This is a genomic window from Streptomyces ossamyceticus, from assembly GCF_001418475.1.
Classification (GTDB): Bacteria; Actinomycetota; Actinomycetes; order Streptomycetales; family Streptomycetaceae; genus Streptomyces; species Streptomyces ossamyceticus.
Genome location: NZ_LIQX01000454.1, coordinates 1 through 2186 on the forward strand (window position 1 = coordinate 1; position 2186 = coordinate 2186).

General features: G+C 69.4%; 2 protein-coding genes. Both read right to left on the bottom strand.

The annotated features are described in order from the left end of the window. Window positions 1–1218 (bottom strand): RNA-guided endonuclease InsQ/TnpB family protein (locus tag AOK15_RS29105; protein WP_055521321.1); only part of this gene is annotated, 1218 nt, incomplete at its 3' end. A 221-nt stretch (window positions 1219–1439) separates the two neighbouring features. Then, window positions 1440–2186 (bottom strand): cytochrome P450 (locus tag AOK15_RS29110; RefSeq protein WP_240508644.1); only part of this gene is annotated, 747 nt, incomplete at its 5' end.

Genomic DNA, 2186 nt, shown 5'->3' on the forward strand with positions numbered 1-2186 from the left:
GGCACAGTCTCCGGCCGGGAATCCATGGCTTCCTGTTTCTTCGCGCTGTGCCGGGATCGCTCCCGGTCTTACCGGCGCTCCGCAGGCCGATACCGCCAGTCCGGCGGCCGTCTTCACGTTGATCGCGGCGTTGACGTCGCGGTCGTGGACCGTACCGCAGGCGCTACAGGTCCATTCCCGCAGGTTCAGGGGTTTGGGGCCGTCTTTTACGCCGCAGGTGGAACAGGTCTGGGAAGTCGGCTCGAACCGGCCGATCGTGACCAGGGTCCTCCCGTACCGTTCCGCCTTGTACGCCAGCATCCTGACGAACTGTGCCCACCCGGCATCGTGCACAGACTTGGCCAGCCTGGTGCGGGCCAGTCCCGCCACCGACAGGTCCTCCACGGCGATCCCTTGGTTCTCGCAGATCAGCCTCGTGGAGAGCTGGTGGTGGAACTCACGGCGCGCGTCAGTGACCTTGGCGTGCGCGCGGGCGATCTTCAGACGGGCCTTCGCCCGGTTCTTGGAACCCTTCTGTTTACGGGACAGCTCCCGCTGCGCCTTCTTCAGCTTCTTCTCCGCGCGCCGCAAAAACCGCGGAGAGTCGATCTTCGTACCGTCGGACAGGACCGCGAAGTGCGTCAGGCCCAGATCGATGCCGATGGTGCGGTCGCTCTGGGGCATCCGCGCCTGGTCGGCGGCCGTGTCGGTGTCGATGACGAAGGAGGCGAAGAATCTGCCTGCCGCGTCCTTGACGACGGTGACGGAAGTGGGGGTGGCGGGCAGCAAGCGGGACCACTTCACCTTCACCGCGCCGATCTTCGGCAGGTTCAGCCGGCCGCTGCCGGTGATGGTCCAGCGGGCGTTGGCGGTGAACCGGATCGACTGCCGGGCGTCTTTGCGGGACTTGAACCGGGGCGCGCCCAGTTTCGGCCCCTTCCGGATGCCCTTGAGGGAGGCGAAGAAGTTCTTGTAGGCGACCTCCGCATCCCGCAGGGACTGCTGAAGGACAACGGCCGAGACCTCGCCCAGCCAGGCGCGCTCCGGCGTCCGTTTCGCCTCCGTGATCAGGCGTGTGGACAGCTGACCGGCTGTCGGGAACGGCTGCCCAGCCCGACGGGCGTCCTCGCGGGCACGCACGGCGTCGTTGAACACGACGCGTGCGCACCCGAACGCCCTGGCCAGCGCGGCCTGCTGAGCGGCGTTCGGGTACAACCTGAAGGCGTACCGGAGCTGCATGACGATCACACTAGGCATGTCGAACTCACATCGTCACCGGGAACACGTGAACGACCTGTCACCGTCACGAGCAGGCTCCGGCTCCGCCGGAACGCCACCGCGACACTCCGCGTCGCGGCCACAAGATTCGCTTCACCCCCGGCCTCAAGGCCGGAGCACAGCGATGATTTCCGATAGCAGCATGGCCCTCCACCCAGGCGACGAACGCCCCGTTGGTCACGTCACCAGGCGACCGGCAGGGACCGTACCCCGTGCACCGGGCTCAGCGGCTGCGCGAAGTCCTCGGGGTCGGCGGTCAGGCGCAGGCCCGGCAGCCGGTCGAAGAGGGCGGGCAGGGCGATGCCCAGTTCGGCGCGGGCGAGGGACTCGCCGACGCAGTGGTGGGCCCCGTGCCCGAACGCGAGGTGCCGGGACGCGTCCCGGGTCACGTCCAGCCGGTCCGGGTCGGGATAGACGTCCGGGTCGCGGTTGGCCGCCTGGAGGGGCACGATCACGCCCTCGCCGGCCCGGATGAGTACGCCGCCCACCTCCACGTCCTCGGTGGCGACCCTGCGCATGCCCGAGTGCACCACCGTCAGGTACCGCAGCAGTTCGTCCACCGCGCCCGGCCACAGCGCGGGGTCGGCGCGCAGCGCGGCGAGCTGCGCCGGGTCGCGCAGCAGGGCCACGGTCGACAGGGCGATCATGTTCGCGGTGGTCTCGTGCCCGCCGAGGAGCAGCACGAACGAGACGCCGACGGCCTCCTCGACCGTGGCCTGGCCGGTGGCCACCCGTTCCGTCGCCAGCCGGGAGAGCAGGTCGTCCGCGGGCTCCTCGGTCCGTCGGGCGAGCAGGTCGCCGAGGTAGTCGTACAGGTGGGCGCGGGCGGCCATCGCTTCCTGGGGGCTGGTGGCGATGGTGAGGAAGGTCCGGGCCTGCTGCTGGAAGAACGCGTGGTCCTCGTAGGGCACGCCGAGCAGTTCGCAGAT